24 protein-coding genes and 1 pseudogene are annotated in these 26,965 nt (G+C 73.1%); 13 read left to right on the forward strand and 12 right to left on the reverse strand.

Features of this window, described 5'->3' with window-relative positions:
* Window positions 1–98 precede the first annotated feature (98 nt).
* The 4 genes from RKE29_RS00315 to RKE29_RS00330 form a co-directional block, all read right to left on the reverse strand.
* Entirely contained in the window at window positions 99–959 is an 861-nt protein-coding gene (locus tag RKE29_RS00315) for a hypothetical protein (protein ID WP_312002882.1), read from the reverse strand.
* Window positions 960–1,226: 267 nt separating this feature from the next.
* The gene (locus tag RKE29_RS00320) at window positions 1,227–2,192 is read right to left on the reverse strand and encodes an SDR family oxidoreductase (RefSeq protein WP_312002883.1); all 966 of its coding nucleotides are present in this window, start codon (window positions 2,190–2,192) and stop codon (window positions 1,227–1,229) included.
* On the reverse strand, window positions 2,189–2,401 hold the full coding sequence (locus RKE29_RS00325) for a hypothetical protein (protein ID WP_312002884.1): 213 nt from the start codon (window positions 2,399–2,401) through the stop codon (window positions 2,189–2,191). Before RKE29_RS00325 ends, RKE29_RS00320 begins: the two co-directional genes overlap by 4 nt.
* Window positions 2,394–3,851: an NAD(P)/FAD-dependent oxidoreductase gene (locus RKE29_RS00330; RefSeq protein ID WP_312002885.1), complete on the reverse strand. Its 1,458-nt coding sequence runs from the start codon at window positions 3,849–3,851 to the stop codon at window positions 2,394–2,396. Before RKE29_RS00330 ends, RKE29_RS00325 begins: the two co-directional genes overlap by 8 nt.
* Window positions 3,852–3,992: 141 nt before the next feature.
* On the opposite strand from RKE29_RS00330, the gene RKE29_RS00335 reads away from it, so the two are divergent.
* Window positions 3,993–4,877: a MerR family transcriptional regulator gene (locus RKE29_RS00335; protein ID WP_312002886.1), complete on the forward strand. Its 885-nt coding sequence runs from the start codon at window positions 3,993–3,995 to the stop codon at window positions 4,875–4,877.
* Between the two features lie 47 nt (window positions 4,878–4,924).
* On the opposite strand, the gene RKE29_RS00340 is transcribed toward RKE29_RS00335, so the two are convergent.
* Window positions 4,925–5,485 (reverse strand): peptide deformylase, encoded by a 561-nt coding sequence (locus RKE29_RS00340; protein WP_312002887.1) that lies wholly within the window; start codon window positions 5,483–5,485, stop codon window positions 4,925–4,927.
* Between the two features lie 5 nt (window positions 5,486–5,490).
* Window positions 5,491–6,363: a helix-turn-helix transcriptional regulator gene (locus RKE29_RS00345; protein WP_312002888.1), complete on the reverse strand. Its 873-nt coding sequence runs from the start codon at window positions 6,361–6,363 to the stop codon at window positions 5,491–5,493.
* Window positions 6,364–6,754: 391 nt separating this feature from the next.
* On the opposite strand from RKE29_RS00345, the gene RKE29_RS00350 reads away from it, so the two are divergent.
* From RKE29_RS00350 to RKE29_RS00360, 3 genes are all read left to right on the forward strand, one after another.
* A complete protein-coding gene (locus RKE29_RS00350; RefSeq protein WP_312002889.1) occupies window positions 6,755–7,192 on the forward strand; it encodes an ATP-binding protein in 438 nt (145 codons plus the stop codon).
* Between the two features lie 115 nt (window positions 7,193–7,307).
* On the forward strand, window positions 7,308–8,315 hold the full coding sequence (rfbB, locus tag RKE29_RS00355) for a dTDP-glucose 4,6-dehydratase (RefSeq protein ID WP_312002890.1): 1,008 nt from the start codon (window positions 7,308–7,310) through the stop codon (window positions 8,313–8,315).
* Window positions 8,316–8,320: 5 nt separating this feature from the next.
* A complete protein-coding gene (locus RKE29_RS00360; RefSeq protein WP_312002891.1) occupies window positions 8,321–9,553 on the forward strand; it encodes a DegT/DnrJ/EryC1/StrS family aminotransferase in 1,233 nt (410 codons plus the stop codon).
* Here the strand turns inward: RKE29_RS00360 and RKE29_RS00365 are convergent.
* Window positions 9,481–10,683, reverse strand: coding sequence for a UDP-N-acetylglucosamine--N-acetylmuramyl-(pentapeptide) pyrophosphoryl-undecaprenol N-acetylglucosamine transferase (locus RKE29_RS00365; RefSeq protein WP_312002892.1), 1,203 nt, complete (start codon window positions 10,681–10,683; stop codon window positions 9,481–9,483). The genes RKE29_RS00360 and RKE29_RS00365 overlap by 73 nt on opposite strands.
* Window positions 10,684–10,828: 145 nt before the next feature.
* On the opposite strand from RKE29_RS00365, the gene RKE29_RS00370 reads away from it, so the two are divergent.
* A complete protein-coding gene (locus RKE29_RS00370) occupies window positions 10,829–11,461 on the forward strand; it encodes a formyltransferase family protein (RefSeq protein ID WP_312002893.1) in 633 nt (210 codons plus the stop codon).
* Window positions 11,462–11,645: 184 nt separating this feature from the next.
* On the opposite strand, the gene RKE29_RS00375 is transcribed toward RKE29_RS00370, so the two are convergent.
* Both RKE29_RS00375 and RKE29_RS00380 read right to left on the reverse strand, forming a co-directional pair.
* Window positions 11,646–11,942: a DUF397 domain-containing protein gene (locus tag RKE29_RS00375; RefSeq protein WP_312002894.1), complete on the reverse strand. Its 297-nt coding sequence runs from the start codon at window positions 11,940–11,942 to the stop codon at window positions 11,646–11,648.
* Window positions 11,939–12,793: a helix-turn-helix transcriptional regulator gene (locus tag RKE29_RS00380; protein ID WP_312002895.1), complete on the reverse strand. Its 855-nt coding sequence runs from the start codon at window positions 12,791–12,793 to the stop codon at window positions 11,939–11,941. The genes RKE29_RS00375 and RKE29_RS00380 overlap by 4 nt, the downstream gene beginning before the upstream one ends.
* A 248-nt stretch (window positions 12,794–13,041) precedes the next feature.
* Here RKE29_RS00380 and RKE29_RS00385 point away from each other — a divergent pair, with 248 nt between their 5' ends.
* Window positions 13,042–13,458, forward strand: a complete 417-nt coding sequence (locus tag RKE29_RS00385; RefSeq protein ID WP_312002896.1) for an ATP-binding protein — start codon at window positions 13,042–13,044, stop codon at window positions 13,456–13,458.
* Window positions 13,459–14,019: 561 nt separating this feature from the next.
* Complete coding sequence (locus RKE29_RS00390) at window positions 14,020–14,208, forward strand: hypothetical protein (RefSeq protein WP_312002897.1); 189 nt, start codon at window positions 14,020–14,022, stop codon at window positions 14,206–14,208.
* Between the two features lie 76 nt (window positions 14,209–14,284).
* Here RKE29_RS00390 and RKE29_RS00395 read toward each other — a convergent pair whose 3' ends face one another.
* Complete coding sequence (locus RKE29_RS00395) at window positions 14,285–15,862, reverse strand: glycosyltransferase family 2 protein (RefSeq protein ID WP_312002898.1); 1,578 nt, start codon at window positions 15,860–15,862, stop codon at window positions 14,285–14,287.
* On the opposite strand from RKE29_RS00395, the gene RKE29_RS00400 reads away from it, so the two are divergent.
* From RKE29_RS00400 to RKE29_RS00425, 6 genes are all read left to right on the forward strand, one after another.
* Window positions 15,861–17,048: an RICIN domain-containing protein gene (locus RKE29_RS00400; protein ID WP_312002910.1), complete on the forward strand. Its 1,188-nt coding sequence runs from the start codon at window positions 15,861–15,863 to the stop codon at window positions 17,046–17,048. The genes RKE29_RS00395 and RKE29_RS00400 overlap by 2 nt on opposite strands.
* Before the next feature lie 124 nt (window positions 17,049–17,172).
* Complete coding sequence (locus tag RKE29_RS00405; protein ID WP_312002899.1) at window positions 17,173–18,660, forward strand: RICIN domain-containing protein; 1,488 nt, start codon at window positions 17,173–17,175, stop codon at window positions 18,658–18,660.
* 76 nt (window positions 18,661–18,736) lie between these two features.
* Window positions 18,737–21,658 carry an FAD-linked oxidase C-terminal domain-containing protein gene (locus tag RKE29_RS00410; RefSeq protein WP_312002900.1) on the forward strand — a complete coding sequence of 974 codons (2,922 nt, stop codon included), beginning with the start codon at window positions 18,737–18,739 and terminating at the stop codon, window positions 21,656–21,658.
* Window positions 21,659–21,838: 180 nt separating this feature from the next.
* A complete protein-coding gene (locus RKE29_RS00415) occupies window positions 21,839–22,486 on the forward strand; it encodes a hypothetical protein (protein WP_312002901.1) in 648 nt (215 codons plus the stop codon).
* Between the two features lie 315 nt (window positions 22,487–22,801).
* Complete coding sequence (locus RKE29_RS00420) at window positions 22,802–23,848, forward strand: alpha/beta fold hydrolase (RefSeq protein WP_312002902.1); 1,047 nt, start codon at window positions 22,802–22,804, stop codon at window positions 23,846–23,848.
* Entirely contained in the window at window positions 23,835–24,446 is a 612-nt protein-coding gene (locus tag RKE29_RS00425; protein WP_312002903.1) for a TetR/AcrR family transcriptional regulator, read from the forward strand. Before RKE29_RS00420 ends, RKE29_RS00425 begins: the two co-directional genes overlap by 14 nt.
* Window positions 24,447–24,644: 198 nt before the next feature.
* On the opposite strand, the gene RKE29_RS00430 is transcribed toward RKE29_RS00425, so the two are convergent.
* Entirely contained in the window at window positions 24,645–26,276 is a 1,632-nt protein-coding gene (locus RKE29_RS00430; protein ID WP_312002904.1) for a GMC family oxidoreductase N-terminal domain-containing protein, read from the reverse strand.
* 235 nt (window positions 26,277–26,511) lie between these two features.
* Window positions 26,512–26,965, reverse strand: a pseudogene (locus tag RKE29_RS00435) (hypothetical protein); the annotation flags it as partial.

A 26,965-nucleotide genomic window follows, 5' to 3' on the forward strand; every position in this document is an offset into this window, starting at 1 on the left:
GGGTAGGGGCTGGGGTGCATTTTGGTCCCGGTAACAAATGGGTTGGTCGCGGCAACAAAACGCCGGGCGCGGCGGGCCCTGGGCCAGGCCCGGCGGCCTCACACCGGGCGCGGCAGGCCGATCGGGTTCGGGAAGGGCAGCGTCCCGCTGGCCGTGACCCGTTCCACGGTCGGCAGCAGCGCCGCCAGCAGGGCGTCCGCGTCCGCCTCGGACAGCGGGCGCAGCAGCGGCGCGGCCAGCCGGTCGGTGGCGTCCTCGATCCGCTGCCGCTCCTCGCGGCCGTGCGCGGTGGCCGTACCGGCGGCGTCCACCAGGCCGCGCGAGCGGAGCCGGTCGGCGGCGGCCGCCCACTCCTCCTCGGTGAAGCCGCGCGCCTCGCGCATCCAGCCGCCGGGCACCCGGCCGTCGGCCGCCGCCAGCACCAGGGCCTCGCAGGCGTCCAGTCCGTGGTCGGCCAGCACGGCCACGTGCGCGTCGCCCCGGAACTCCCGCAGCGCGGTCGTCAGCTGCCACAGCCGCTCCACCGGGTCCGCCCGGTCGCACACCTCCCGGTTGGCGGCGAACAGCGGGCGGCCGACCAGCGGCGCCCGCTCGACCATGGCCGCCAGCGGCCCGGCCAGCGCCGCCGCCCGCGCGTCGAGCTCCGGGTCCAGCTCGCGCAGCGACGCGGCGGCCGCGCGCGCCCGGTGGTCCAGCACCTCGGCCGGGCTGACGACCTCCCAGGAGGCGGGCAGCGCGCGGGCGACCATGCCGGGGGCGAAGACGCCCAGGACGGCGGTGGCGGCGCCGGGCCCGACGGCGCCCAGGGGGGCCGTACGGACGGCGAAGTAGCCCATCCAGAAGCCCTTAAGACCCATCGCCCGGCCGAGGCCCACGCAGCGCTCGGCGAAGTAGACGACCGCGTGCAGCGGTTCGGTGCGCTGCCACAGGGCCCGGGCCCCGGCCTGACTGGTCTCCATGGCGGGGACGCTACCGCCCCGCGCGGGCCGCGCCCCCGGCCCCGGCCCGGTGGTCCTCGTCACGGTCCCGCCGCGCGTGCGCCTCCCGGCGGATGTCCCCGCCGCCGCCGTGCGTCCGCCGGAGGACCGCCGTACGCCCCGAGCTGCCACGGCCGGAGCTGGACGGGCCGGTGCCGCGGACGCCCGAGGTCAGGTTCAACAACCCGTGAACCGGTCGGTGCCCACCGGGCGGCCCGTCCCGGCCACGGCCGCGCCGCCGCCCGCCGCCTACCCGCCCGTACCGACCTCGGTGCCCGTACCGACCCCCGCGCCCGTACCCGCCCGCGGGTCCGGCGGCTCGGCGAGGGCCGCGCTGCCGCCCGCGCCCGCCAGGCCGCCGGGCCGGAAGGCGGCCAGGCGCGGCGCGAAGCGGCGGATCTGCCGACGGCCCAGCGGCCCGCCCAGGACGTGCGGCACGACGCCGCGCACGGGCACCACGGCAGGCAGCCAGCGCTGGCCGTAGACGTGCGGCGCGCGGCGCTCGATTCCGGCCGCGAGGCGTTCGACGGCGGGCGCGAGCGGATACGTGCGGTGGAACGGCCACGGCAGCCGCTGCCGCATCTCGGCCAGCAGCGGGTCCTCGTCGCCGCCGCGCACCATGTCGGTGTCGGTCCAGGTCAGGTACGCCACGCCGACCCGCACCCCGTACGGCGCCACCTCCGGCCGCAGGCAGTGCGCGAACGCCTCGACGCCGGACTTGGAGGCGCAGTAGGCGGACATCGTCGGATTGGGCGTCATGGCGGCAAGTGAGGCGACTTGCAGGTAGTAGCCCTTGCTGTCGGTGAGGGCGGGCAGGAACGCGCGGCAGGTGACCGTCGAGCCGATGAGGTTGATCTCGACGACCCGCCGCCACACGGCCTCGTCCGAGGAGGCGAACGGGCCGCCGGTGCCCACTCCGGCGTTGGCCACCACGGTGTCCACCCGCCCGAACCGGGTGGTCACCTCGGCGGCCACGGCGCGCATCGCGGCGGTGTCGGTCACGTCGGCGTGCCAGTGCGCCGCCTCGCCGGGCAGACCGGCGGCGACCCGCTTCAGCTCGTCCGGCTCCAGGCCGACCAGGGCGATCCGCGCGCCCCGTACGGACAGGGCGCGGGCCAGTGCGGCGCCGATGCCGCGGGCGGCGCCGGTGACGACCACGACCTGCCCTTCCAGGCTCCGGGACGTGGCGCGGCGCAGGGGGTTGAGGGGGCTCACAGGTGCTCCTTGGCGAGTGCGCGCAGGACGTCGGCGACCGGGCCGGGCGCCTCGACGGGGGTCATGTGGCCGACGCGGGCCGGGCGGGCGTACGCGGTGCGGCGCGGCAGCCGGGCGGCGGCGCGCCGGGCCGGGACGGGCGGGGCGGTGTCGGCGCCGAAGCCGGAGCCGACGGCGGGCGCGGTGGCGGCGGTCTCGGCGTCAGGCACGGCGCAGCACCTCGTACTCGCCGAGGTCCACCGTCTTGGTGACGCGGCGGAACTCGCGCGTCGTCCCCGGCCAGATGATGGTGTTGCGGCCGCCCGCGTCCAGGTACCAGCTCTGGCACCCGCCGCTGTTCCACACCGAGCGGGCCAGCCGCCGCTGGAGCCGGTCGTTCCAGGCGGTGACGGCCTCGGGGCGCGGGTCGAGGGCCGCCGCGCGTGAGGTGTCGAGCGTGCGCAGGTAGTCGGCGAGGTAGTTCAGCTGGGCCTCGATGATGAGGATCATCGAACTGTTGCCGAGGCCGGTGTTGGGCCCGGTGATCACCAGGAGGTTGGGGAAGCCGGAGACGGCCGTGCCGCGCAGCGCCGCCATGCCGCCGCGCCACTCCTCGGCGAGGGTGGCGCCGCGGGCGCCCTTGAAGCGGTGGGCGATCGGCATGTCGGTGGCGAGGAAGCCGGTGCCGAAGATGATGGTGTCGACCTCGGTCTCGCGGCCGTCGGCAGCGATCAGCGTGGAACCGCGCACCTCGCGCAGACCGGAGTCGACCAGCTTCACGTGCGGCCTGGTGAGGGCGGGATACCACTCGTTGGACAGCAGGATCCGTTTGCAGCCGATCCGGTAGTCGGGAGTGAGGCGGCGGCGCAGGTCGCGGTCCCTGACGGCGCGGCGCAGGTGCAGGCGGGCGACCTGCTCGACCACCCGCATCCCGTTCGGGTGCTTTGCGAAGGCGCTGACTTGCATCTCGCGAATGCCCCACAGCAGGCCGCGCCGGGCGGTGCGGGTGAACGGCAGCCTGGTGTGCAGCCACCGCTCGACGCCGGTGATCTTCCGGTCGGCGCGCGGCAGCACCCACGGCGGCGTGCGCTGGAAGACGGTCAACTCGGCGACCTCGCGCTCGATGCGCGGTACGAACTGGATGGCGGAGGCGCCGGTGCCCACGACAGCCACGCGCTTGCCTCGCAGGTCGTGGCCGTGGTCCCAGCGGCCGGAGTGGAAGACGTGCCCGGGAAACCCGTCGAGCCCCGGCAGGTCGGGCATCTTCGGCTCGGACAGCGACCCGGTGGCCGAGACGACCACGTCGGCGATGAGCGGTCCGGTGCTGGTCTCCAGGACCCAGCGCAGCTCGTCGGCGTCCCAGCGGGCCGACTCCAGCTCGGTGTTCAGCCGGATGTGCGGGCGCAGGCCCTCGCTGTCGGCGACCCGTTCCAGGTACGCGCGGATGTCCGGCTGCCCGGAGAAGTTGCGCGGCCAGCGCGGGTTCGGGGCGAAGGAGAAGGAGTACAGGTGGGAGGGGACGTCGCAGGCGCAGCCGGGATAGGTGTTGTCCCGCCACGTGCCGCCCACCGCGCCCGCCCGCTCCAGGACGACGAAGTCCTCGACGCCCATGCGGCGCAGCTTCACCGCCACGCCGAGCCCGCCGAAACCGGCCCCGATCACCGCCACTCGTACGTGCACTGCCGCAGCCTCCTTGGGTGGGAGCCGGTCCGCAGCCGACTCATGCGCCAGTGATTACTGGCGCATGAGGAGGGTACGGCCAACGGGCTACCCGTGGGTAGTGGCCGCCTCCCACAAACTTCCGGGCGGTAGACTCCGGGCGTGGAGCGGCGAGAGAGCGGCCGGGACGCCGCCGGGCCCGGCCCGGCGGACGCCGCCGCCGCGGAACGGCCCGGCCCGGCCCAGGCGAGCCCGGCCCAGGCAAGCCGGGCCGAGGTGGACCGGGCCGAGGCGAGCCGGGCCGACGAGCCGCGCGAGTTCCGGGCCGCCGAACTGGCCGAGCTGGCCGGGATCACGATGCGCACCCTGCGCTACTACCGCCAGCTCAAACTCCTGCCGCCGCCCCGCCTGAAGGGCCGCACCGCCTACTACGACGACCACCACCTGGCCCGGCTGCGCGCCATCTCCTCACTGCTCGCCCGCGGCCACACCCTCAGCGGCATCGGCGAGCTCATCTCGGCCTTCGCCGCGGGCCGCGACGCGGGCCGGACCGCGGAACTGCTGGGCCTGGACGCGGCCTCGCCGTGGACCGAGGAGGAGCGGGTCTCGCTGAGCCCGGGCAGGATCGCCGAGTACTACGCGGGCGAGGCCACCCCGGAGAACCTGGCCGCCGCTTTGGATATCGGATACATCGCGGTGGACGGCGCCCGCCTGGTCCACTCCAGCCGCGACCTGCTGGAGGCGTCGTCGGACCTGGTCAAGGAGGGCATCCCGCTGTCGGCGATGCTGTCGTACGGCCGGGAGCTGCGCGAGCACGTGGACGCCCTGGTGGAGGGCTTCACCGGCCTGATGCGCGAGCACCTGATCCCGGAGGTGCTGGGCCCGGAGGCGGGCGCGCCGGGCAGGCGGCTGTCGGAGGACGACGTCAAGCGGCTCACCGAGACGCTGCACCGGGTGCGGCCGATGGTGAAGAAGGCGGTGTACGCGGAGGTCTCGCTGGCCATCGACCGCCGGGTGCGGGCGGAGCTGGAGGAGCTGGGGGAGTAGGCGGGCCCCCGCTCCCGGCGTCCCGGCCGGGCCTGGGCACTCGGTGATCAGGCGTTGTCGTAGTCCCATGCCCGGCCCGTCTGCCGGTACTGCTCCACTGGGATCGGTTCGACGCCGGGTCGCATCCGCGCGGTGTAGAGCAGGCCGTCGAGGTGGTCGATCTCGTGGTGGATGAGCCGGGCGAGGCCGCGCTCGTACTGCGTGGCGACGATCTCCCCGCTCGGTGCCGTGGTCTCCACGGTGATCCGCAGCGGGCGGGGCACGAGGCCGCGGACGTCGAAGAAGGACAGGCAGCCCTCGTACTGCTCGTCGGCTTCGTCAGAGCTGGCGGTGATCCGCGGGTTGAGCAGGATGATGGCGGGAGCGTCGCCGGGCGGCTGAACGACGGCGGCGGCACGCGAGATACCGATCTGCGGGGCCGCGATACCCATGCCTTTGGCGAAGGGGTGGACCTGCCCGATCCGCTCCATGGCGGCGAACAACTCGGCCACGGTGCGTTCGGCCTCGTCGCGCTCGGCGGGCAGGTCGAAGACGCGGGCCGGTTCGGCGAGGATTCCGGCGCCGTCCTGGACGACGCCGAGGTCGCGCATGCGCTGGCTTGGCCGCACGTCAATCACCTGAACTCCCCTTGGTTCTGTGTCGCTTCGAGCCGTGCCCGAAACCGCCATTCCAGACGGTAGCGAGCGTGCAGGGCGGGTGTGGACGTGGTCCACGTGATCAGCCGTAGCTCGCCGTCGTCGCTGCATACGGGAGGGGTCCGAAGCGGGGACGCCTCGGCTGTCAGGGAGGTCTCGGTACCCCAGACCACTGGATCGAGGGCCGCGGGGAAGACCAGTTGGACTTCCAGGTGCTCGGTGGGCAGGCGTACGGCCCGCTGAAACCAGTCGCCCCACTTGTCATCGCCCACGGTGTAGGCGTATTCGATCCAGACGGACTCGCCGGGGTAGAGCGGGAAGCGGCCGCGTTCGTTGTCGAACAGCAGCCAGACTTCCTTGAAGGCGTCGCGGTCGTGCTTGGCCTGCCAGCGCATGGCCTCACCCCGGCAGGTGGCTGTGAGACCGAGTTCGGCCCAGGTCAGCGGGTGGGTCCGGTAGTGGACGTTGGATTGCTCCGGGTTACCGGGATAGCGGTCCACAGAGATGCGGATCAGGTAGCGGGTCACCGGCTGCTCGCCGGTGTTCCGCAGCAACCGCCTCATGGTGAGACGGTAGTAGCGGCCGTCGTACTGGAGGCGGGCGGCGTCGTGTTCGACGACGAGGGCGGAGCCGGTCGCGTACGGCTGCTCGGGCCTGCGCGGAACTGGTGGAATCGTGGAAGGGCGCCGGGACCGGGCTCTGGCCTGTTCGTAGTCGCACCAGCGCCTCCAGATCGCCTTCCCGGCGTTCAGGGCCTTGTCGGCGTGCCGTGCGAACTCCTCGCTGGGCTTGTGGCGGCCGGACTCCATGTGGCTGACGTACGACGGGTCGAAGCCCATAGCCAGTGCCAAGGCCCGCTTGGACATGCCTCGTACGTCCCGCCACCGCGCGACCTCGGCCGCAAAGTCCTCGGCGGCCTGCTGGACGGTAGTGGTCTCCTGGTCCTGCGCGTCCATCGAGGCCCCCGCCCCGCGTCATCGTTGGTGAGCGTGAATGAACTGTGAGTGATCCCAGTTCACCATACCGTCACGGCCGTCGCCGCCGGTTTCCTTCCTTCACTGACCCGGATCGACTCCGCCCGGCAGATGAGAGAGGCGGCTCATACGCGTGCTGTACCAGAAAGCTGCTGCTACGCCCCTGGGGAAGCGGCCGGCGTCGGGACCGGTTCTCTCACGACCAGGCGGCAACGCAGGCGTCGCAGGGGAACTCGAGGCGATCGCCTTTCACGAGGTCGGGGGAGCCATGCGGCTGACCCTGCCCGCGACGGCTGCGGCCGTGCCGCGGGCCCGCCAGGAGGTGCGCGATGCTCTTGCGGCCCTGGGCATGCAGCGAGAGCACCCGGTCGCCGACACTGCCCTGATCACGCTGAACGAACTGGTCACGAACTGCGTTCAGCATGCAGTCGTCACGTCGGCGACCTTTGACATCGCCCTCGCCGCCCACGACGGATGGCTCGGGCTCGCTGTCCACGACCGTCACCCCTACCGTCCCGAAGCACTTCCCGAACCCCACGCCGACGCCAGCGGAGGATGGGGTCTGCTCTTGGTGCGCCGCCTGGTCGCAGAGGCCGGAGGCACGATCAGCATGCCTCTCGACCCGGACGGCGGCGGCAAGACGGTGGTGGTCCGCCTCCCACTGCACGCTCCCGGCCCACCGAAGTCCCAGCTTTCCGACCACTGAGACCAGCGGCCGACGCCGCGCCCGGTCGACCGCAGCAGACCGGCCGACATCACTCCTGACACACCGCCTGAGGCCCGCCGGGCGATCCCCGGCCCTCCCAGATTGGCCGACAGCCATGGACGTACTCGTAACCGGCGGAGCCGGGTTCATCGGCTCGCACTTCGTCAAGCGCCTCCTGAAAGCCGACGACATCGGCCAGGTGACCGTCCTGGACGCGCTCACCTACGCGGGGCATATCCACAACCTGGGGAAAGCGTTCCTGTCTCCCCGGCTGGCCTTCGTCGAGGGTGACATCCTCGACCGGCCGCTGGTCGACCGGCTGGTCCAGCGCCACGACGCCGTGGTCCACTTCGCCGCCGAATCCCACGTCGACCGCAGCTTCTACGCCGCGGGCGCCTTCCTGGCCACCAATGTGATGGGCACGCAGACCCTGCTGGACGCCGCGCAGCGCTTCGGCGTCAGCCGCTTCGTCCACGTCTCCACCGACGAGGTCTACGGCTCGCTGCCGACCGGTTCGGCCACCGAGGAGTCCCCGCTGCGCCCCTCCGTCCCGTACGCGGCGTCCAAGGCCGCCTCCGACCTGATCGCGCTGTCGTACTGGCACACCAGCGGCGTGCCGGTGTGCGTCACCCGGGCCAGCAACAACTACGGGCCGAACCAGCACCCGGAGAAAATCATCCCGCTGTTCGTGACCAGGCTCCTCAAAGGCGAACCGGTCACCTTGCACGGGCAGGGGCAGCACATCCGCAACTGGCTGCACGTCGCCGACCACTGCGCCGGGATCGACCTGGTTCTGCGCCACGGCACGCCGGGCGAGGTCTACAACCTCGGCGGGGGAACGGACCTGTCCGGTCGCGAACTCACCGCGCTGATCCTCGACGCCTGCGGCGCCGACTGGGACGCGGTCACCTACGTCCCGGACCGGCCCGCCAACGACCTGCGCTACTCCATGGACTGCTCCAAGGCCGTCCACAGCCTCGGCTACCAGCCCCGCCACGACCTGAAAGAGGGCCTGGCGCAGACCGTGGAGTGGTACCGCGCCCACCCGGACCGGTGGGCGCCGATGCTGCGCGCCTCCACCGCTCAGCTCCAGCTCTCCGCCCCCTCGACCCCCGGCAGGTGATCCGTATGTCCACGACGCAGAGCAGCCAGGTCGGCGCCAATGCCAAGCCCTTCCTCCACGGCCCCGAGGCGGAAGCGGTGGCCGCCGTGCTGGCCGGTGGCCAGTACGGGCACAGCCGGGAGACGGAGGCATTCGAGCGCGAACTGGCCCGGTTCCTCGGCGTGCCCGAGGTCGTCGCCGTCGCCTCGGGAACCGACGCCCTGCACATCGCACTCCTGGCCCGCGGCATCGGCGAAGGCGACGAGGTCGTCGTGCCGTCGATGACCTTCTGCGCGAGTGTGCAGGCGATCCTGATGTGCGGGGCAGTCCCGCGCTTCGCCGACGTCGACCCCGGCACGCTGTGCGTGACCCCGTGCACCGTCATGGACGCGATCACCGCGGAGACCCGGGCCGTGATGCCGGTGCTCTACGGCGGGCGGGCCGTGGACCTGAGCGGCCTGCACGGCACCCTGGCGGCCCGCGGCATCGCGGTCGTCGAGGACGCCGCCCAGGCGTTCGGCTCCTTCTGCGGCCCGCACCGGGTCGGGGCCCGCCCGCAGGCGGCGACCTGCTTCTCCTTCGGCCCGATCAAGCAGCTCACCTGCGGCCAGGGCGGAGTCGTCGTGCCGCGTACGCCCGAGGAGGCCACCTCGGCCCGAAGCCTGCGCATGCTGGGCATCGTCCAGCCGCAGAGCGAACGCTTGCGGACCACCACGTACACCGTCGAACGCACCGGCCTGCGCGCACCGCTGTCAGGCATCAACGCCGCGATCGGCCGGGTCCAGTTGCGGCACTTCGAGAGTTCGGCGGCTCGGCGCGGGACACTGTGGCGTGCCTACCAGGACGCGCTGCGCAACGTCGGCGAAGCGGTCCTGGTCGATGTCGGGATCGACAGCACGGTCCCGTTCAACTGCGTGGTCCGTGTCCCCAGGCGCGATGCCGTCTTCCGCGTGATGCAGGCCGAGGGCATTGCCGTGGGCGTCCACTACCCGCCCAACCACCTCCAGCCCGCCTTCTCCCGCTGGCACCGGGACCTGCCCGCCACCGAGATGACGGCCCGGGAGATTCTGACCCTGCCGTTCCACCCTGCCATGACCTGCTCCGACGCGGACCACGTCGTCACCGTGCTCGAACGCGCGCTGCGCGCCACCTGCCCCGGCACAGTCGAGCACTCCGCCCTCGGGTCCTACGCGCGGCCCTCCGCGACGACCGACAGCAGCACGTCGACCAGCCGCTCGGCGGCCTCGGGGCGGCCGTGAGCACGGGCCTGCTTCGCGATTTCATCGCGGCGCGCCGGGTCGGCCAGCAGCGGGGCGACCGCCTCGCGCAGCGCGTCCGGGGTCACCTCGCCGGGCAGCGCGACGGCGGCCCCGGACTCGTGCAGGTGAGCGGCGTTGTGGGCCTGCTCGTTCCCGGCCGAGGTGGCCAGCGGGATCAGCACCGCGGCCTTGCCCAGCGCGGTGATCTCCGCGATGGTGCCCGCGCCGCTTCGGGAGACCAACACGTCGGCCAAGGCGAGTACGTCCGGCAGTTCGGCGCCGACGAAGCCGGTGAGGAAGTAGCGGCCCGCCAGATCGGCCGGGAGCGCGGCGGCGCGGGCGGTCAGCTCCTCGACGGCGGCCGGGCCGCACTGGTGCATGACGTTCGCCCGCTCCAGCAGCCACGGCAGGATCGCGGTCACGGCCTGGTTGATCTGCCGGGCACCCTGCGCGCCGCCGGTTACGTACAGGGTGGGCAGCCCGCGGTCGAAGCCGTCCAGGCCCAGCGCCGCCACCGCCTTGTCCGCCTGCCCGGCCAGCACCTGCGGCCGGACCGGGTTGCCGGTCACCACGGCCGTACGCCGGGCGCCCTCAGGCAGCAGCTCCAGCGACGCCTCCGAAGAGACCGCGACCCGGGCCGCCGCGCGGGCCAGCGCCTTGTTCGCCAGGCCCAGCCGGACGGTCTGCTCGTGGATCACGAGCGGCACCCGGCACAGCTTCGCCGCCAGACCGACCGGCACCGCCACGTAGCCGCCCGTGGCCAGCACCACGTCAGGGCGGAAAGCGGCCACGGTGGTACGGGCCTGGGCGACGCCGAGCGGCACCCGGCCCATGTCCTTCGCGTTCGCCACCGACAGCATCTTCAGCGGATTGCGGGAGCGGCGGATCTTGCCCGTGGCCACCGGCGTGAAGGCGATGCCCTCGCTCGCCGCGACGCGCTCCTCCAGACCGCCCGCCGCCCCGACCCACAGCACCTCCAGCGCCCGGCCGTGCACGGCCAGCCGCGCGGCGAGGGTGCGCACCGCGGTCAGCGCCGGGTAGGTGTGCCCGCCGGTCCCGCCTCCCGACACGATCAGGCGAAACGCCCGGTCAGGACCGAACGGCAGAGGGCTGTGGGGGTCGCTGGACATCGCGAGGCTTCCTGTCTGGTGCGTCGGGGGCGCGCCCGGGGCACTGGAGATCGACTGATCACGGGACAATAGCAGACTTTTCACCCACCATGCGACGTGAACCATCCGTGCAGCGAACGCAGTTCAGGAGAGGAGACCACGAGCCGTGAAACGCGCAGCCGTGCTCGGGAAAGGCGGCCTGGCGGCCCACGCCTGCGAGACGATCGCCGCCCTGCCCGAAACCACCCTGGACACCGTGGTCCCGGTCGCCCGCGAACCCGACTGGGACATCCGCCTGTCCGACCACGTGGCCAGCCGCTGGCCCGCGACCCGCCTGGTGCGCTCGGGCGACTGGCGCGACCTGGGAGGACGGTTCGACCTCGTCTTCTCCATCCTCTACGACAGAATCATCGGCCCCGACCTCATCGCCCGAGCCGAGCGGATCATCAACTTCCACCCCGGCCGCCTGCCCCAGTACCGGGGCGTACGACCGGTGAACTGGGCCCTGCACAACCGCGAGCACCTGCACGGCGTCACCATCCACACGATCGACCCCGGCGTCGACACCGGCCCCATCCTCGCCGAAGCGCTCTTCTCCATCTGGCCGGACACCGACGAGGTCCGCGATGTCTGGCAACGCTCCATGCGGCACGGACGCCTGCTCATCACCGACACCCTGCCCCGGCTCGACCACATCGTCCCTCGCCCCCAGAACGAATCCCACGCGAAGACCCACCGCAGCCGGGACAACCACAAGCTCGGCGACCGCGGCGACTGGACCCGCGAGACGTCACGGTGACAGCCTCGGGTGCTGCCGCTGCTGAAGAAGGCGGTGTACGCGGAGGTCTCGCTGGCCATCGACCGCCGGGTGGGGGCGGAGTTGGAAGGGCTGGACGAGTAGACCGGCCCCCGCTCCCGGCGTCGGGCCGGGAGCGGGGGCCGGTCGTCGCAGGCGCGGCCTACGGCTCGACAGGTCTACGGCTCTACGCCTCGAAGGCGCCGGACTTCACGCCCTCCAGGAAGGCGTGCACCGAGTCGCGGCCGAACAGGAGCGCCGGGCCGGTCGGGTTCTTGGAGTCGCGGACCGCGACGCGCGGCCCGGCCACCGCCGTCTCCACGCAGTCGCTCTGAGCGAGGCTGTGGCTCGACTTCTGCCAGGCCGAGGGAAGTGCGCTCAGGTCCATCTCCGCCGTCTCGACGCAGTCACCCTGCGCGAGACTCCGGCTGGACTTCTTCCAGCGCACGGGAAGTATCGAGGCGTCGGGTATGCGTTTCGTCATGTCTTGGCATCCAATCCAGCGATGAAGGCGAGGGAGTCCTCGAAGGACAGGGCCGCGGCCCTCAGCCACTCGAACGCCTGCCCGTAGACCTTGACTTCCGCCAAGTCCTCCACGTACAGGGCGTTGGTCAGGTGTTCGAGGTAGACCACGTCCAGGTCCGTGTGCTCGGGGAAGCCCAGGATGGTGAACGCGCCACCGGCACCCGGGTGCGGGGCCACATTCGACGGCATCACCTGGATGCTGACGTTCGGAAGCTCGGCGACGCTGAGGAGTTTCTGTCGCTGCTCACGCATGATCGCGGGGTTGGAGCACTCCATCCTGAGCACGGCCTCGTGGATGATGGCCCACAGGTGCAGCGGCTCGTCGCGGCTGGTGAGTACGGCCTGCCGCGCCAGCCGCACCTCCACGAGCGCGTGCACCCGCTCGGCGAGAGCGTCGGTCATGGCCGTGGCCCGCAGCGTCTCCTTCGCGTACGCGGCGGTCTGGAGCAGCCCGGGGATGACGCCGTGCTGGTACGTGCTGACGGCCGAGGCTTCGGACTCCAGGCTGATCAGGTCCTCGTACAGCGGCGTCAGGACGCCCCGGTACGACTGCCACCAGCCGCGCTTGCCGCCGTCGCGCGTCAACGTGAGCAAGGCGGCGCGCAGTTCGCCGTCCACGCCGTAGACGTCGAGCAGTGCCTCGATGTCCTCGGCCTTCGCGGCGGTACGGGCCGTCTCGATGCGCGACAGCTTCGACGGTGTGAAGTCCTTACACCGGTCGGCCGTTTCTTCCAGGGTGAGCTTCCGTTCGAGGCGCAGCGCCCGCAACTTGGCACCGAGCCGCCGACGGCGGACCGTTGGCGCACTCATCTACTGCTGTCCCTCCCGGTCGTTGGGGTCAGTCTGCCCGGAGCGGTGATCACACGCCACCTGCTCCGCAAGCCCTTCTACACCCGTCACCCACAAGCGTGCAAATTTTCATAAGCGACGTGACAGGCTTGCATGGTGGCCCCCGGAGGGGCACTCTAGACGCCACCACCTGCCGAGACAGAGTGGCGACCTTGCATCGTGACGCTACCGGACCTTCCGACTCCGGAGCGCCACCATCGGGAGGGCCCATGAGCACCACAGCGGAGGACTTCACACACCAGTTCGCCCAGTCCCTCGACCTCAGCCCGGAGGCGATCCCCACCGTGCGCGGCATCGTCCGCGCGCACCTCGGGCTGTGGGACCTCTCCGCCTTATCCCACGACGTAGCCCTGTGCCTGAGCGAGTTGCTGAGCAACGTCGTCAAGCACACCGACTCCCCGTATTGCGTGATCGTGATCCAGTACTTCGCCGATTCCCTGCGCGTCGCCGTCAGCGACACCGATCCGACCCCGCCGGTCGTGCTCCGCCCCGACTTCCTCGCCGAAAGCGGGCGCGGCATGGCGCTGATCGACAGAACCGCCGACACGTGGGGGGTGGACCGGACGCCGGACGGAAAGCGGGTCTGGTTCGAGCTTCGCACCGCTGCGACGGCGGTGCGCCCGTGAGCACGTCGCCGCCTTCCCGCGCGTTACTCAACACGGTGACCACGTGGACATGGGTGGAAGTGTGGGATTCCCTGCCGATCCCCACCCTGCTGATCACCCACCCGGAACCCCGGCACCCCGTGGAGACCGCCGACTACGTCGAACGGCAGATGCGCGGCCTCGCGATCGCCCTCGACCTGGTCGTACCGCCGGTCACGGACGAGACCGCCACTCCGGGAGTGACCCTGGCGTGCCAGGATCACATTCTGCTGTCCGTCGACGGACTCCAGCCCTACAGCCTGCGGGCCCGAATAAACCTCACGTGGTGGTGGACCGCCGCCATCGGATATCCGGTCCTCGTCATCGTCGGACTCGACCCGCTGTCAAAGTCCTCGGGGCGGAGCGGAGTCGACCAGTATCTGGTCGATTCGCATGGCGGGGAATCGACGCCGAGTGCTCAGCGGGCACACGTACGCCGTCGTCGCCGACCACAGGAAGCGGCAGTGACACTGGCATCGCCGTCACCCGGAAGAACTCAGGGGCCGAATGACTCCGCGCGGACATCGGCGACGCGACCGCCCGATGACGAACACCGAGCGCACCATTCAGCGCTTCGTGAATCCGCCCGAGAGGACGTTACGCGACCGCCTGTGGTCGGTACTCGTGGCGGTGGAAGACGCGTGGTGCCGCCACGTCACGCAGCGCGCCCTGTACCGCGAGCTGGACCGGGCCCGCGACAGCCTCCGGCGGCAGTGGGCCGACCTGGAGTGACACGTCACGGCAGGGGCGCGGGCGCGGCGGGCGGGGCGCTGGGAGGGCATCGCGCGCCGGGCGGGGCTCGCGTCCTTCACCCGGGGAGGCGCCGCCTCCGCGCGGCCGCGGACGGGTCATGTCCCGGGGCCGCGCGGAGGACTCCCAGGAGGGCGGCGGTGGCAAGCCCGCCGGCCGCCAGCACCGCCTTGCGGCCGCGCGGCATGGGGGTGATGGCCGGTCGGCACCCGTGCCGACCGGTCCAGGTGGTCAGGTGACGGCCCAGCACCCACTCGCGGAACAGCCACCAGGCGATCAACGGCCCGGTGAGACCCTGCATCGCCACCCAGCCCGGAAGGCACTTGGCCGTCGTCCGCCACCCGAGCTGCCGGACGGCCACACCGAGCGACGACAGCATGACGGCCGCCCAGAGCGGGCTCCACCAGGTCAGCAGGCCACGTGGGCAGCCATGACGGGCGAGGTAGCGCGGCAGACTGCATATCGCGACGCCGCCGAGCGCGGCGTCGACGACCTGCGTGCCGACGACGATCAGTGACGCGACGTCCATCAGCGGCGTACGGTGCCGGACCATCGTCTGCGCGAACCCGGCTGTCCAGCGGTGCATCTGGGACAGGATTTCGGACAGGGACGCGGGCTCCTGGGTGTAGACGAAGGCTTTGGGGGTGAAGCCGACCGGCTGGGCGCGGCGGTGCAGCGTCCAGGTCAGGTTGAAATCCTCGGTGATGTTGTCGTCGGGGAAACCGCCGACCTCGCGGAGCACGTCCGTGCGGTGGCAGTTGGACATGCCGCTGAGGACCAACTGCCGCCCGAGCCGGTCTTGCAGGGGGCGCACCCAGCCGTTGGCGATCGCGTGGTAGAGCGTGCGGTACTGGCTGTAGACGGTGCTGGTGTCCTTGGGCCGTGCCGACGTGCAGGTGCCCGCGCGGCCACCGCGCAGGGTGCCCATCATCAGTTCCACCGCGTCCGGGCTCAGGGTGGCGTCCGCGTCGAGGGCCACCACGGCGTCGCTGGTGATGTGGGGCAGGGCCAGGTTCTGTGCCGACGCCTTGGAGCCGCCCCGGCCCTCGATGACCACGGCTCCCTGACCGCGCGCGATCTCCGTGGTGCGGTCCGAGCAGTTGTCCGCGACCACGATGATCTGGTCGAGGGGATGGGTCTGTGCCCGGCAGGAACGGATGGTCTCGGCGATGGTCGTCTCCTCGTTGTGCGCCGGAATCACCACGGAAACACTGCGCGGCGTCCTCCGGTCTCCCGCGGCCACTTCTTCACCGGATTTACCGGAATTCCTGGCGAGGGCGAGCGCTGAAATTGTCAGCGCGGCCGCGCCGACGCCGGATGCGGCAAGCATGGACATCGTGCGTGATCCTCGTGTCCGGTGGATACGGCCGGCCCGCGGATGACCACGGGTCCCGCCCGGAAAGAAAGGGATGATCTGCCGAGAAATATACATGCGGTCGCCTGTTTCCGCAGCGTGAGACGAGTGATCTGCCGCGGGCGAAGTCGGGCGCAGGCGGAGCGTTGTCCCCTGCCACTCCTCGTGTCCGGCTCCGGCAGGACAACCCCGCGGAAAGGAGTTAGCTTCGGAGGTGTCGCCTGCCGTCGTGCCGCGGACCGACGGCGCGGAGCACGAGCGGAAAGGTGCTGAGCAGACCATGACCGTGCCCGGCGCTCAGTTCGGAATCGTCAGTGCGAGCAGCGGAAAGGTGCTGACCGCCGACGGTCACCGGGTGCGCCAGTCGTGGCCGGCGGCGGACCGCCGACCCGTACAGCAGTGGCGGCTGGAGCCCGCTTGCGGAGGGCGGCACACCTTTCTGGTCAGGAATACGGGAAGCGGCCTTTTCCTGACCGCGGCCGTCTCGGCTGGAGCCGCGGAGGTCGTACTCGCACCAGACCGGGGGAATCCGCTCCAGTGCTGGCGTCTCGTCCCTCTCCATACGGGCCGGTACGCCTTGGAGAATCTGGCCTACGGCACGTGCCTGGACCTCTGGGACGCGCGGGACGACGACGCGGCCAGCGTCGCCCTGCACTCCTTCTGGGGCGGATCGCAGCAGCAGTGGGCGCTCCGGGAGGCCACCGGCCACCGGAAAACCCGCGCCGTGCTCACCCTCGTCCGCGAGGAACCCGAATTCCTCCCCATCTGGCTGCGCTACTACTCCCGCTTCTTCCCACCCGAGGACATCTATGTGCTCCACCACCGGCCCTCACCGGATCTTCGTCCGGCCAACCGGTTCGTCCACATACCCGTCCACCAGGAGGTGTTCAGCAGCGACTGGCAGCGTGACCTCGTCCAGCGGCACCAGCACGAGCTCGTGGACCGCTACGACACCGTGCTCTGCACCGACGTCGACGAGATCGTCGCCCCCGACCCCCACACCTGCGATCTCGGGACGTACATAGACCACTTCGGCGACGACTACGTCAACTGCACCGGATACGAGATCCTGCATCTCAGGGACCAGGAACCGGCCTTCGACCCCGCGCGCAAGATCCTCTGCCAGAGATCGGCGTGGTTCGCCAACCCGCTGTACTCCAAACCGCTCCTCGCCCGCGTTCCGATGATGTGGCGGGGCGGCTTCCACGAGCGGGCCGACTACGGCACCAACCCGGATCCGCACCTGTATCTCATTCACCTGCACCGCATGGACTACGAGATCTGCCGGAGACGCCATCAGCGCCGCTCGAACTACGCGCGCGCACAGGACGACATCGACAACAGCCGCGGATACCAGAACCGGATCACCGATGCGGCCGAGTTCCATCACTGGTTCTACAAGGACCGGGCCAACGGCGATCCCATTTATCCTGAACCCGTTCCGGAGCACTGGCGGCAGGTCGCGTAGGAGAACCCGCCTTCCCTTTTTCTGTCCGCACTCCCTCGCACCTGTTCGTCTTTCCCGGACGTACCCCTCCTTACGGAATTCATCGCCAGACCGACAGAACCAGCACGAGAAAGGAAGATTTCTCATGTCTACTCAGAGCCCGTCGAGCCTCAACCTCGTGGTCAGCCAGAACCCGGCGGACGTCCTCCACCAGAACCTTCAGGTGAACGTTCCCGCGACAGGCACCATACCCAGGATCGACGTGTATTTCCTCACCGACAGCACCGGAAGCATGGGCCCCGTCATCGAGAGCGTGAAGGCGGGCGCATCCGAGATCCTGAGCAGATTGGTGCAGGAAGCGGTGGGGGTGGGTGCGGACATCCGGTTCGGTGTGGGCAACTACCGGGACATCGTGGAGCCCACGGACCGTTGGTTCGCTCATCAGGTGTCGCTGACCAGCGACACCCTCGCGGTGCAGAGCGGCATGAACGCCTGGGACGTGGGCGGCGGCGGAGACACCGCTGAGGGACAGTTCTACGCCCTGGACCAACTCGCACAGCCGCCCAGCGGGTCGATCGGCTGGCGCGAGAACGCCAAACGGATCATCGTGTGGTTCGGTGACGCGCCCGGCCACGACCCGATCCGCTCCGGCGTCACCGGCCTGCCCTACGACATCACCGAGGTGTCGGTGGCCCAGAAACTCCAGAACGAGCAGATCTTCGTCCTGGTGATCAGCACGAACGGAGTGGGACTGAACAGCGACCCCGGCCCGCTGTCCCACATCGGCGGGAACCCGGGCCAGGGCGAGAGAATGGCCTCCGCCACCCTGGGCACGTACGCCGAGGGCATCAGGCCCGACGAGATCGTCGCGAAGATCATCGAACTCGGCACGGCAGAGGTCGCGCAGCTCAGCAACATCCGCCTGGTGCCGGACACGAAGATCGCGCCCTTCGTGCGGGTGCACCCGCCGGGCGGGCTCGGGCCGTTCTCCAGCGGCACGGCCAACACCGTCGACTTCACGCTGGAATTCCCTCAGCTGACCAACGCGACATCCTCCGTGCCCACGGCGACGACCATGCCGATCACCACCAACGGAGCCATCCACGTGCAGATCGACGGAGTCACCACCGGAACGATACCGGTGGCGATCAGCACACCGGATCTGAGCGGCACCTACACGATCCAGTCCACGCTCAGCAGCCTCCACCTCCAACTAGAGGACCCGTCCTGGACAGGCGACGGCGCCAACATCGTCCAGAACGACTACTCCGGCGCCGCCGCGGAGCAGTGGGAGCTCGTCCCGGTGCCGGGCGGCGGCTACCGGATCAGGAACGCGGACGCCGCCCGGGAGCGCTACCTTGAGGTGGTGGGCGGGTCGACAGCGAACGCGGCGGAGATCCTGACCCGCGCCAACCCGAGCGGCTCGCACAAGGAATGGCTCCCCGTTCCCGCCGGTGCCTCGGACACCGACGGCATCGTGTTCAAGCTGAAGAACCGGAACAGCGGCAAGGTCATCGACGTCGTCAACCGAAGCACGGCACCGGCCGCGCGGGTGAACCAGTACTCGTACTGGGGGGACTGGACCTCCTACAGTCAGGACCATAACCAGCACTGGTATCTCCAGCGCGTCTGACGGTCAGCGGCCACGGCATGAGGCAGCGGCGTCCCGGCTGACCACCGGCCACCGAACCACCAGCGAGGACGTGCCCGTGCGCGCCACCCCTGCCGCCCGCATCCCCGAACCGCCCGGCGCCGCCGACCTCGCCGCCCGGCTGCGCCGTGCCGGGCTCGCCGATGTCGACATCTCGACGCGGCGCCGGGCCGAGTACTCCACCGACGCCTCCCTCTACCGCGTCCTGCCCCGCGCGGTCGCCTTCCCCCGGCACGCCGACGAGGTCGCCGCCGCGCTGGAGGTGTGCCGGGCGGCCGGGGTGCCGCTGACCTCGCGCGGCGCGGGCACGTCGATCGCCGGGAACGCGGTCGGCACCGGCGTCGTCCTCGACCTCTCCCGGCACCTGAACGCCGTGCGGGCCGTGGACCCCGACGCCCGTACCGCCGTGGTCGAGCCCGGGGTGGTGCTGGCCGACCTCCAGCGCCGCGCGGGCCCGTACGGGCTGCGCTTCGGGCCCGACCCGTCCACCCACAACCGCTGCACCCTCGGCGGGATGATCGGCAACAACGCGTGCGGCTCCCGGGCCCTCGCCTACGGCCGTACGAGCGACAACGTGCTCGCGCTGGACGTGCTGGCGGGCACCGGCGAGCGGCTGAGCCTCGACAGCGGGTCCGGGGCCGACTCCCCGCTGCTGGAACGCCTCGCCGAGGTCGCCCGCGCCCACCTCGCCGTCATCCGCACCGAGCTGGGCCGCTTCCCCCGCCAGGTCTCCGGCTACGCCCTCGAACACCTCCTCCCCGAGCGCGGCTTCGCCGTGGCCCGCATGCTCACCGGCTCCGAGGGCACCTGCGCGGTGACGCTCGGCGCGACCCTGCGGCTGGTCGACGCGCCCGCCGCGACCGTGCTCGCCGTGCTCGGCTACCCGGACATGGCCACGGCCGCCGACGCCGTGCCCGCCGTGCTGCCGCACGGGCCGGTGGCGCTGGAGGGCATCGACGCGCGGATCGTCGGCGTCGTACGGGACCGGCGCGGGCCCGCGGCCGTGCCGCCGCTGCCCGCGGGCGGCGGCTGGCTGTTCGCCGAGGTGCCCGGGGCCACGCCCGCCGAGGCCGCGCACCGGGCCGCCGCGCTGGCCGCCGGCGCCGGGGCGCTGGACGCCGTCGTCGTCACCGACCCCGCGCAGGCCGCGGCGCTGTGGCGCATTCGCGAGGACGGCGCCGGGCTCGCCGCCCGCAGCCCGGCCGGGAAGCCCGCGCACGCCGGGTGGGAGGACGCCGCCGTCCCGCCCGACCGGCTCGGCGGCTACCTGCGCGACTTCGACGCGCTGCTGGCCGACCGGGGCCTGACGGGCGTGCCGTACGGGCACTTCGGCGACGGCTGCCTGCACGTCCGTATCGACTTCCCGCTGGACCGGCCCGGCGGCACGGCCGACTTCCGCGGCTTCCTGTGCGACGCCGCGCGGCTGGTCGCCTCCTACGGCGGCTCGCTGTCCGGAGAGCACGGGGACGGGCGGGCGCGCGGCGAGCTGCTGCCGCTGATGTACTCGGCCGACGCGCTGGCCGCGTTCGCCGCCGTGAAGGGCGTCTTCGACCCGGACGACGTGCTGAACCCCGGCGTGATCGTACGGCCCCGCCCGCTCGACGCCGACCTGCGGCCCGCGCCCGACGGCGCCCGGCCGCGCCTGCCGCGCCGCGACCTGGCCCTGGCCTACCCGCACGACGGCGGCGACCTGCACGCCGCCGTGCACCGCTGCACGGGCGTGGGCAAGTGCCGGGCCGACACCACCGCGGGCGGCGGCGTGATGTGCCCGTCCTACCTGGCCACGCGGGACGAGAAGGACTCCACGCGCGGGCGGGCGCGGGTGCTCCAGGAGCTGGTCTCCGGTTCCCTCACCCCGCGCGGGTGGCGCGCGCCCGAGGCGCTGGAGGCCCTGGACCTGTGCCTGGCCTGCAAGGGCTGCGCCTCCGACTGCCCTACGGGCGTGGACATGGCCTTGTACAAGGCGGAGATCCTGCACCAGTCCTACCGGCGGCGCCTGCGCCCTGCCTCCCACTACTCCCTGGGCGCCCTGCCCCGCTGGGCCCGCCTGGCCGCGCTCGCGCCGCGCGCGGTCAACCGGCTGCTGGCGCTGCCGCCGGTGGCCGCCTCCGCCAAGCTGCTGGGCGGCGTGGACCGGCGCCGGGACCTGCCGCGCTTCGCGCCGCGCACCTTCCGGCAGTGGCTCGCCGCCCGTACGGCCGCTCCACCGCACGCACGGCCCGTACTGCTGTGGGTCGACACCTTCACCGACCACTTCACGCCCGAGGTCGGCGTCGCGGCCGTGACGGTGCTGGAGGACGCCGGGTTCGCCGTCCGGCTCACCGAGCGGAAGGTGTGCTGCGGGCTGACGTGGATCAGCACCGGGCAGCTCGACACGGCCCGGCGCGTGCTGTCCCGGGGCCTGGACGCGCTCGGCCCGCACCTGGCCGCCGGGGTGCCGGTGGTCTCGCTGGAGCCGTCCTGTACGGCCGTGCTGCGCGCCGACGCCGCCGCCCTGCTCGGCCCGGACGACGCCCGCGCCGTACGGGCCGCCGAGGCCACGCACACCCTGGCCGAACTGCTCGCCCGGCACCGCCCGGAGTGGACCCCGCCGCGCCTCGACGGCGTCACGGCCGTGGCCCAGCCGCACTGCCACCAGCACGCGGTGATGGGCTGGCAGGCCGACGAGCGGCTGCTGCGCGCGGCGGGCGCGTCGGTCCGTACGGTCGGCGGTTGCTGCGGCCTGGCGGGCAACTTCGGCGCCGAGCGCGGGCACTACGACGTGTCGGCGGCGGTCGCGGAGACGGCCCTGCTGCCCGCCGTACGGGACCTGCCCCGGGACGGTGTCGTGCTGGCGGACGGCTTCTCCTGCCGAACGCAACTGGACCAACTTGCCGACCGCCGCGGACTGCATCTGGCCGAACTCCTGGCCGCGCGGCTGGGCGGCGGCGAGGGCGAAGCGGACGGCGGCGGCTCCGGCGGCCGGGCGGCGCGGCCGTGACACGCGGCGGTGCCGGGGCGGGCGGTCTCGGTGCGGTCGGGGGCCGTCGGCGAGGGTCCGCCGACGGGCGACGACGGACGCGCGTGGCAGCCGCTCGTGGGCCGCTCCGGCGGCGGCCCGGGCGGTCGATGGCGTGAGCCGCCTGTCGCCCGTACAGGTTTATCGGAGATACTGCCCGCCGTGGAGCAGCGCACAGGTCCGATCACCCCACCCATGCCCGCGGCCGGAACCGACCCGGCCTACATCCCCGGCCTGACGCCCCCGCCATCCGGCGGCGCGGAGGAGGCGGCCGCGGAGGAGCGGGCGGAGGAGCACGCGCCCGAGGACGCCGCCGCGGAAGCCGCGGACGCGCCCGTCCAGCTGGTCGAGGACGCGGAAGAGGCCGAAGACGCCGAAGACCTGGCGGAGCCGGAGGGCGCGCCGGAGGACGGCGGGGCCGACGGCGGGCCGGTCTTCGAGGCCGCCGACCGGCGCAGCACGATCCGCGCCGACCGCGCGGGCGTCACGCTGCGGCTGGACGGCGAGACGGCCGAGTTCGACTGGGACGAGATCGGCGCGGTGGAGATCGACACGCCCCGCTTCGGACGCCGGTTCTCCGTCACCGTCTACACCACCTCCCGCCGCTGGTACCAGGGCGACGTGGACGCTCCCGCCAAGAGCGCGCTCAAGGAGTGGACGGCGCAGCTCGACGCGGTCCTCGACGCCTACTTCGAGGACGGCGGCCAGGACGAGGAGCCGGACGGGACGGACGAGGCGGCCGGGACGGACGGGACCGCCGAGGCGGCCGAGGGCGGCGACGGGGACGGCCCGAAGGGCTCGAAGGCGTAGGGCCGCCGCCCGGCGCCCGCCACCCCGGCGTACGGATTTCCCGCGCGCGTCGCTTTTCCGGGCGGCCCAGGGCGTACGCGGTGGGCGCGTCACCCTATGCGATAGCCGGTGGCACACCGGCCTTCAGCCCGCCCCCGCCGGCCAGGTCCGGGTTCGTCGGCTGGCTCATGGACGCGTTGGCCCGTACCACCCCGGCCTTCCACCCCGGCCTTCCCCTCCGGAACCGCCGCGCGCGGCACGGCGCCGCGGCCCGCCGCCTGGGCGTCCGCGCGCCCAGCCTTGACCGACCGGTCGGTCATAGCTACGGTCTCGGGCATGCCCCTCAACGAAGAGTCGCGGCCTGCCGAGTTCCTGACCGTGCCCACCGCGCTGGGCGAGGTGTCGGTGCGCCTGTCCGGACGGGTCGGCGACGACGCGCCCGCGCTGCTGCTCCTGCACGCCAACCCGGGCGACAGCCGGGACTTCGACGCCGTCCTGCCCGCGCTGGAGCGGGAGTTCGCCGTCGCCGCGCCCGACTGGCCGGGGTTCGGCCGGTCCACCGCCCCCTACCCGGACCGGGTCGGCGCCGAGGACCTGGTGGACGTGGCCGAGGACGTGCTCGACGCGCTGGCGGCGCGCGGCCTGCGCCGGTTCGCGGTCGTGGGCAACAGCGTCGGCGGATACGTCGCCGCCCGGCTGGCCCGGCGCCGTACGGCCGCGACGGCCGCCGTGGTCCTGGTCTCCCCGGGCGGCTTCACCCGGCACTCGCCGGTCACCCGGGCGTTCTGCCGCCGTGTCATGGGCCGTCCCGCGCGCGCCCGGTGGCTCGTGCGCCCGCTGGCCCGCGCGTACCTGGGGCGGCTGGCCACCGACAGCATCCGCGCCACGTACGCGCGGGCCTGCGCGGTGCCCGGCGAACCGCGGCGGCTGGCCGTGCACTGCGCGCTGTGGCGCAGCTTCGCCGAGCCCGGGTTCGACCTGACCGACCCGGCCGCCGGACCGGCGGGCACGGGCGTGCCGGTGCTGCTGGTCTGGGGCCGCCGGGACCCGGTGGTGCCTGCCGCGACGGACGGCCGCCGCGCGCGGCGGGCCCTGCCGGACGCGGCCTCGTCGGCGCTGCCGACCGGGCACGAGCCGTACAACGAGCGGCCGGAGCTGTTCCTGGCCCACGTCCTGCCGTTCCTGCGCGAGCACGCCGGGCGGCCGGGGGAGTCCGGGGCGCCTGGGACTTCCCGGCCGTACGAGGGTTACGCGCCGGACGGAGCGGAAGCGCCGGAGCGGCCTCGGGAGCGGCCGGACGGTCGGCCGGAGCCGGAGCCGGAGCCGAGGTCGGAGCCGGGGTCGGAGTCCGAGTCGCGGGAGGGGCGCCGTGCGGCCGGCTGAGCCGGGGCAGCGGGCGCTCCTCGACGCCGGGCTGCGGCTGCTGGCCACCACGGACGTGCCCCGCCTGTCGGTCAACGCGGTCGTCGCGGCGGCGGGCATGGCCAAGGGCAGCTTCTACCAGCACTGGCGCAGCCGCCACGCGTACCTGGTCACCCTGCACCGAGCCTTCCACGACCGCCTCGCGCGCGCGGTGGAGGCGGCCACCGCGCCGCTGCCGCCCGGCCGCGACCGGCTCGCCACCGGGATCGCCGCCTACCTCGACGGCTGCCTGGCCGACCCCGCCACCAAGGCGCTGCTGGTCCAGGCCCGCACCGACGCCGACCTCGGCCCCGAGGTCGGCGCCCGCAACCGCGCCTTCACGGCCGTCGCCGTCGCCGACCTGGCGGCCCTGGGCTGGCGGCCCGCCGAGCCCGTCGCCACCCTCCTGGTCGCCGCCGTCGCCGAGACCGCCCTGCACGAGCTGGCCGCGGGCGAACAGCTCGACGCCCTGCGCGGCGCCGTGCTGCGCCTGGCCGCGCGGGAGCCGCACGAGGCGGACGCCGACGCAGGCGCGGCCGGGGCGGCGGGGCCGGGCCAGGGGCCGCGGGCGGGCTCGTAGGCCGGTAGCCGGAGGGGTCCGAGCGGGCCCGCACCGGCCCGGTACGGGTCGGCACGGCCCGGTACGGGTCGGCACGGCCCGGTACGGGTCGGCACGGGTCGGCCGTCCGGCCGGTGGGCCCGCCCGGTGCCGCCGCGCGGCCGCCGCCGCCGCGCGGCCGGTCACCCGGGCCGGGACACGCCGGGGCCCCGGCGCCCGTCACCCCGCGACGCCCGCGGCCCCCGGGGCACCCGCCGCCTGCGCCGCCTCGGCCGCCTGAGCGGGAGAGGCGGCCGGTGTGCCGCCGCGGATCAGGTCGGCGGCCCGTTCGGCGATCATGATGGTCGGGGCGTTGATGTTGCCGCGCACGAGCGACGGCATCACCGACGCGTCCACGACCCGCAGCCCCGCCACGCCCAGCACGCGCAGCTCCGGGTCCACGACCGCGCCGATCGCGCAGGTGCCGACGGGGTGGTACAGCGACTGCGCGCCGCGCCGCGCGAAGGCGAGGATGTCGGCGTGCGAGGCGGCCGCGGCGCCGGGCGGCACGCGCAGGGGCGCGCTCAGGTGGCGCGCGAGCGCGGGCTGTTCGGCGATCTCCAGCACGGTCCGCAGGGCCCGTACGAGCGTGTCGCGGTCCTCGGGCGTGGCCAGGTAGTTGTGCTGGATGCGGGGCATGGCCGAGGGGAGCGCGGAGCGCAGGGTCACCTGCCCGCGGCTGGTGGGCCGCAGCACGAGCGCGCCCATGGTGAAGGCGTGTTCGGTCACCGCGCCGAGGCCGTCGTCCAGGAACAGCACGGGCGCGGCGTGCAGCTGCGCGTCCGCGGCCGGCAGCCCGTCCCGGGTGCGCAGGAAGCCGCCCGCCTCGGCGATGTTCGAGGTCAGCGGGCCGCGCCCGGCCTCGGTCAGCAGCGCCAGGTTCTCCGGGGTGCGCGCGCTGAGCAGGGTCTCGGCGCTCGTACGGTAGGCGAGGCCGACGTGCGGGTGGTCCTGGAGGTTGGCGCCGACCGGCAGGTCGACGCGCGGCGGGATGTCGAGGGCGGCGAGGGCGGCGGCCGGGCCGATGCCGGAGAGCATCAGCAGCTGTGGCGAGTTGTACGCCCCGGCGCACAGCACGACCTCGCGCGCCGCGCGCAGCTCCGCCGTCTCGTGGGCCCGCTCGATGACCACCCCGGCGGCCCGGTCGCCCTCGAACAGCACGCGGTGGCACAGGGCGCCGGTGATCACGTCGAGGTTGGGCCGGTCCCGGGCCGGGTGCAGGTAGGCGACGGCGGCGCTGCACCGCAGCCCGGCGCGCTGGGTGAGCTGGTAGTAGCCGACGCCCTCCTGCCGCGGGCCGTTGAAGTCCTCGTTGTACGGCAGCCCGGCCTGCCGCGCGGCCTTCACGAAGGCGTCCATCAGCGGGTGCCGGGAGCGGCCGTCGCTGACGGTCAGCGGGCCGCCCGCGCCGTGCAGGGCGCTCGCCCCGCGCTCGTTGTCCTCGGCCCGCAGGAAGTACGGCAGCACGTCCTGCCACGCCCAGCCGGGCGCGCCGAGGCCGGGCCACTCGTCGTAGTCCGCGCGGTCGCCGCGGATGTAGACCATGGCGTTCATGGAGGACGAGCCGCCGAGCATCCGGCCGCGCGGTAAGTAGGCCCGGCGGCCGTCGAGGGCGGGTTCCGGCTCGGTGTCGTAGTCCCAGTCCAGCTCGGTCTTGAACAGGCTGCCGAAAGCCACCGGTGTGTGGATCTCGGGCGCGTCGTCCGGCCCGCCCGCCTCCACCAGCGCCACCCGCACGTCCGGATCCTCGGTCAGCCGGGCCGCCAGCACGCAGCCCGCCGATCCGGCTCCCACGATCACGTAGTCGTACACATCCGCTCCTCGACGCCTCGGAGAACTTCCGGTCTGCCGTGCTGTGTCGCGCTGTGCCTGTGCTCGTGCTGTGCCTGTGCTCGTGCTCTGTGGTGCTCTCCGCCCGGTGCGGCCGGGGGAACACCACGTTCTCACGCAAGAGTCAGTTCGCTGTATGGGCGCGCGGCGAACCCTGGGGCCGCCCGTGGTGCGCCCGCCCAGCGGTCCGCCCGGCGGGCACCGTACGGGCCCGGAGTCAGACGAACTGCCGGGCGATCTCGTAGGCGACGAGAACGACGGCGGCCAGGACGAGCCCGGTCCAGGCCAGCGGACGCGCGAACCTGGCGAGCAGGCTCGCGGTGCCGGCCGTACGGGCGTCGTAGCGCTTGGGCGCGGACCGGACCTCGCGCCGGGCGAGCGCGGCGAGCACGAGTCCGGCCGCGGCCGTGAGCAGGCCGGCGAGCACGTACTGCCGCATGGAGGTGTCGCCGACCAGGCCGCTGAGCGTGGGAGAGCAGTTCTCCTTCTTGCCGCACACCTTCGACGCCGCGTCGATCGCGTCGACGGTGGCGAGGATGGCCAGGACGGCGGAGACGACGGCCAGGGCCAGCGCGCCGGCGGCCATCGCGGGGGCGCGCCAGGCGGCGATGTCGCGGGGGCGGCGGCCGACGGGCCGCGCCGGGCGCGGTCGGGCACCGGCAGGTGCGGGC

It is taken from the genome of Streptomyces sp. B1866, from assembly GCF_031932565.1.
In the GTDB taxonomy this organism is placed as follows: Bacteria; Actinomycetota; Actinomycetes; order Streptomycetales; family Streptomycetaceae; genus Streptomyces.